Raw genomic sequence first — 4,246 nt, forward strand, 5'->3', positions numbered from 1 at the left:
CGATCGACGAGGCCACTCCACCACGCTACGGGTGACGACCCGCGGTATGACGCGGAGCGGTGCTGGCCGATGGTTCGGTCGCTGCCCGGAGGTCCAGGGCGCGAGCGAGGGCTGCGGTGACCGGGGTGGCGTGGCGGGGCAGGTTCTGGGCGGCCCAGTCGGCTGCCAGCGCGAGGAAGCTGGTGAGGTCGTGCTCGGCTCCGGAAAGAAGGCGCCGGAGATCGGCGGCAAGCAATTCGATCACCGGACTGCCGTTCTGCTCGGCATCGACGGTTAGCCGGACTTTGTCGCCGTGGCGTTCGGCGCGCGGATCGGGATCGTGCCCGAACCAGACTTGCTCGCTGCCGGCGAGCACCTGGTGCCACTCGCGCCAGTCCTCGAGGCCGTTGCAGCAGCCCGGCAGGAACGCCACGCCCGTTGCGCTGTCGGTCACCCGCAGGCCGCCGGCCGCGAAGAGCGTGTCGAAAGTGAGCAGGCCATGCAGGAACGACCCCAGCGGGTCGGCTGGGCGGGGCGTGCGGCCGTCATCCTCAGGATCGAGGTCGTTGCAACTGGCGATGCGCAGCACCGCTGTCCCGATCTCAAGGGGCGTGAGCTTGCCGCTGAGCGCCAGATAGCCGAACGACTCGACCTTGGCGACAGGCCAAAGGGCAAAGCCGTCCGGTGCGTAGACCTCAAGGACGGGCTGCATCGTGATCACCTGGTGAGTGTCGCGCAACCCCACCCCATCCTGCCTCCCAATTACATTGTGCGTTGTGGCAGCAGAAACGGATGGTCAACTCGAACTTCCGCCTCGACGACCCGCTCCTTCCCCCGCTACGCGGATGTGGAGTTAGCGGCACAGGGCACCGGCAGTTTTCGCTACCGTGGCTTTCATGAGTGATCTTTCGTTGTCGGTACTGGAGCTCACGCTCGTCGAAGCGGGCACGAGCGCGGGCGACACCCTCGCCGCGACGGTGGCCACCACGCGCCGCGCCGAGCAGCTCGGCTTCCGCCGCATGTGGCTGACCGAGCACCACGGCACGCCGATCATCGCCAGCATGGCGCCGGCGGTGCTCGCCGCGTCCTACGCCGCGGCGACCACGACGATGCGAGTGGGATCGGGCGGGGTGCTGGTGCCCAACCACGCGCCGCTGGCGATCGCCGAGCAGTTCCTGACACTGGCGGCGTTGCACCCCGGCCGGATCGACCTCGGCATGGGCCGCGGGCCGGGCACGTTCGACGAGTCGGTTGTGCGCGCGCTGCGTCGAGGAGCCGGGTTCGCCACCGACGAGGAGTACCGGGCGAGCGTGGACGCACTGCTGGGCGTTCTCGCGGACGAAACGGGGTCCCTCATGCCCGGCGTCGAGCGGCCGCGGCCGTGGCTGCTGGTTTCCAGCCCGGCGGGCGCGGGGGTCGCCGCGGAACGGGGACTGCCGATCGCGGTCGCACACCACATCCGGCCGCAGCACACAGTCGAGGTGGTGGAGCGGTACCGGGAAGGTTTCCGGCCGTCACGCTGGTGCCAGGAACCGTACGTGATCGTCACGGTCCGGACGATCTGCGCGGATTCCGACGCCGAGGCCGCCGTTTTGGCCCGTCCCGCGCTGGTCCTGTCGGAGAACATCGCGAAACAGGACAGCGACGCTCCGTTCCCGACCGTCGCCGAAGCGGCAGAGCACGTCATCGCTCCCGAACTCGAAGAGGGGCTAGCGTCCTATGTGGACCAGCAGGCCGAGGGCGCGCCGGAGACCGTGGCACGGCGTCTCACGGCGATCGCGGAGCGGACCGGCGCGGACGAGCTGATGCTGGAGACACCGGTCTACGAAGCGGACGCCCGTGCGCGGTCCTACGAACTGACCGTCAAGGCGATGAGGAGTTCGTGACGACGAGGTCGCGAGCCCACCCCGGCCGGTCAGGGACGCCTGCCGACGAAGCAGAGGAATTCGGTCTGCGGATCGGCGCCGGGCGGCGGGGTCACTTTCGGGCCGAACGCCCAGGGCTGGCGGAACAGTTCTTCGAGCGGTTTGAGGTGTTCGTGGACGTGGGCGACGACCTCGGGGTCGAGCCGCTCGTCCAGACCGGCGGCTCGGGCGAGGTCCCAGGTGTGGATCAGGGTGTCCTCGGGAAACAGATCGAACATGGACGAGAACGGCTGGGGTCCCATGGGAGTGGGCAGCGGGGTGCTGGCGCAACCGGGATCGTCGATCGCCGCCGTGAGCCCGTCGGCGATTTCCCGCCATGCGGCCGGAAGATCGGCGTCAGCGGCCACTTCGGGAATCGAACCCATCTCGGCGAGATCGACGCCGTGCCGCGCGGTGGGTTCGGTCTTCGTCACTGCGGCGAGCATGCGCCGTTGTTCGTTGATGACGTGTGCGGCGACATCCCTGGCGGTCCAGCCAGGGCACGGACTGGGCGCCGACCAACGGTCGGCGGGTACGGCTTCGATGCGGGTCTGGAACCCGTCGGCGGTGCGCCGGAACCGGTCGGCGTGGGCGGACAAGGGCATGCTGTATCGGCCTTTCGTTTGATAGCGCGAAGAAATGCGGGTCGATGGTTACGAGCGGGCCGCGTACGCACCGGAAATGTCGTCGAGCGCTGTGGCGAACCGCCGCAGTACGTGGCTGCGCCAGCCGCCGTTCATGATGCGCCGGGACAGTTGGTGCGTGGGATTGTCGGGGTCGAAACCGGCGTGTTCGAGCAGCAGTCGGGTGCCGCGCCCCTCGGCCTGCAGGCTCCAGGTGACCGTGCTGCTGAACGACCCCGGGTTCTCCGCGTCGGTCCAGCTGATGCTCAACCGCTTTTCGGGTAAGAGGTCGAGCACTTCGCAGGCCACCACTCCGGAGAAGTCGACCGGCCCGATCGGCACCGAGCGCAGGGTGAACCGATGGCCGAGCCGGGGTTGGAAATCGTTGGGCATCAGCCAGCGCGCCATCAGTTCCGGTGTGGTGAGGACGCGCCAGACCCGGTCGACGGGATGCGGGAAGAACTGGTCGACGCGGATGGTGGTCAGATCGTCGGTCACGGGGCGTCCTCCTCTGCCTGGTCGTCGAGATCGTCCAGCACTTCGCCGAAGGCGGCCAGACGGCCTCGCCAGAACCGCTCGTACGGGGTGAGCCATTCCCGCAGTTCGTGCAGTGGGCCGGGATCGACCGCGTAATAGCGGTGACGGCCCTGTTTGGTCTCGGTGACGAGGCCGGAATCGCGTAGCACCTTGAGGTGTTCGGACACGCTCGGCCTCGACATGTCGAACCGGGCGGCGAGGTCGTTCACCGTTCGCGGCCCGTCCAGCAGGAGGTCCAGCACGTCCCGCCGGGTCGGATTGGCCAGCGCTCCGAACACCTGATCGGCCGGTGAGCTCTTGGCGCGGTGCGGCACGACGTTCCTCCCGTTGCCTGCGTCAGTCCTGCGCTGCCACGTTAGGTAGGAAAACGTCTACCTGTCAAGCGTAGGAATTTACCTACCTGTTCGAGCTGAGATGCGGCTCTTGCGGGAGGTGAGCAGGTTGAGAAGGCAGCCCGGCAACGTGACAACTGCGGCGGGCAGGCCGAGCCGCTCCGAGGTCAACTGGTTCTGCAACGCACCGCCGACCCGGGCAACACTGGCCGAAGACGCGGGGAATACGCGAACGCCGAACAGCTGCACCGCGACGAGCTCGCGCTGGCCGAGCGACTGGGAGTGCGAGCAGAAGCCGCGGACCGGTTGTCCGGCCTCGGCAGGCTCGCGATGCACCGACAGGACTACGACCTCGCGCGGCACCAGTTCGCGAAGGCGAGACAACTGGCCGCGGACCAGAGCTTCCGGCCCACCAGCCCGCCGATGCCGTCGAGGGGTAGCGCCCCTGACCCCTGCTAACCCCTATATCCCCGTGAATGCTCGGTTCCGGCAAACGGCTGTGGTTACTGTCGTCCGCGTGGGGCCCGCTTCGCCGGGCGGTCGCGCCTGGGGGCGCCGTCAAGTGGAGGTCACGTGGAGCCGGGAGGGGCCCTGGAAGAAGCGCGCGTTCTGCTCGACATCGCGCGCCGCGACACATTCCTGCACCTCGCGCAGTTCGCCGCGGCCGACGGGACCGCGCAGCAACGGGTGATCCGGCAGGCGCCGACCGACGCTGGGCTACCGCGAGCGAGGTCGAGGCCGTTTCCGTGCAGGTCGAGCTGATCCGCGACCGGCCGCGCCACGTCCTGCCGCCGTTCTTGGCCGCGCGTGGCCAAGATCCCGTTCGTCTGACTGTCGCGCACGCTTTCGTCTTGCTAGGAGCTGACTTCGC

At 68.6% G+C, this 4,246-nt stretch carries 6 protein-coding genes; 1 reads left to right on the forward strand and 5 read right to left on the reverse strand.

Annotation, left to right across the window (positions count from 1 at the left end):
• Positions 1–25: 25 nt before the first annotated feature.
• Entirely contained in the window at positions 26–691 is a 666-nt protein-coding gene (locus HUW46_RS42335; RefSeq protein ID WP_254126703.1) for a hypothetical protein, read from the reverse strand.
• A 184-nt stretch (positions 692–875) separates the two neighbouring features.
• On the opposite strand from HUW46_RS42335, the gene HUW46_RS42340 reads away from it, so the two are divergent.
• Positions 876–1,865, forward strand: coding sequence for an MsnO8 family LLM class oxidoreductase (locus HUW46_RS42340; RefSeq protein WP_215544282.1), 990 nt, complete (start codon positions 876–878; stop codon positions 1,863–1,865).
• 29 nt (positions 1,866–1,894) lie between these two features.
• Here HUW46_RS42340 and HUW46_RS42345 read toward each other — a convergent pair whose 3' ends face one another.
• The 4 genes from HUW46_RS42345 to HUW46_RS42360 form a co-directional block, all read right to left on the reverse strand.
• The gene (locus tag HUW46_RS42345) at positions 1,895–2,488 is read right to left on the reverse strand and encodes a TIGR03086 family metal-binding protein (protein ID WP_215544283.1); all 594 of its coding nucleotides are present in this window, start codon (positions 2,486–2,488) and stop codon (positions 1,895–1,897) included.
• 48 nt (positions 2,489–2,536) lie between these two features.
• Positions 2,537–3,004, reverse strand: a complete 468-nt coding sequence (locus tag HUW46_RS42350; protein WP_254125517.1) for an SRPBCC family protein — start codon at positions 3,002–3,004, stop codon at positions 2,537–2,539.
• A complete protein-coding gene (locus tag HUW46_RS42355) occupies positions 3,001–3,357 on the reverse strand; it encodes an ArsR/SmtB family transcription factor (protein WP_215544285.1) in 357 nt (118 codons plus the stop codon). Before HUW46_RS42355 ends, HUW46_RS42350 begins: the two co-directional genes overlap by 4 nt.
• Before the next feature lie 78 nt (positions 3,358–3,435).
• Positions 3,436–3,738, reverse strand: coding sequence for a hypothetical protein (locus HUW46_RS42360; RefSeq protein ID WP_215544286.1), 303 nt, complete (start codon positions 3,736–3,738; stop codon positions 3,436–3,438).
• Between the last annotated feature and the right edge of the window lie 508 nt (positions 3,739–4,246).

Source organism: Amycolatopsis sp. CA-230715, assembly GCF_018736145.1.
Classification (GTDB): Bacteria; Actinomycetota; Actinomycetes; order Mycobacteriales; family Pseudonocardiaceae; genus Amycolatopsis.

Excerpts from the sequence above, each read along its gene's own strand:
- HUW46_RS42335 (WP_254126703.1), bottom strand. The coding sequence starts at position 691 with ATGCAGCCCGTCCTTGAGGTCTACGCACCGGACGGCTTTGCCCTTTGG.
- HUW46_RS42340 (WP_215544282.1), top strand. The coding sequence starts at position 876 with ATGAGTGATCTTTCGTTGTCGGTACTGGAGCTCACGCTCGTCGAAGCG.
- HUW46_RS42345 (WP_215544283.1), bottom strand. The coding sequence starts at position 2,488 with ATGCCCTTGTCCGCCCACGCCGACCGGTTCCGGCGCACCGCCGACGGG.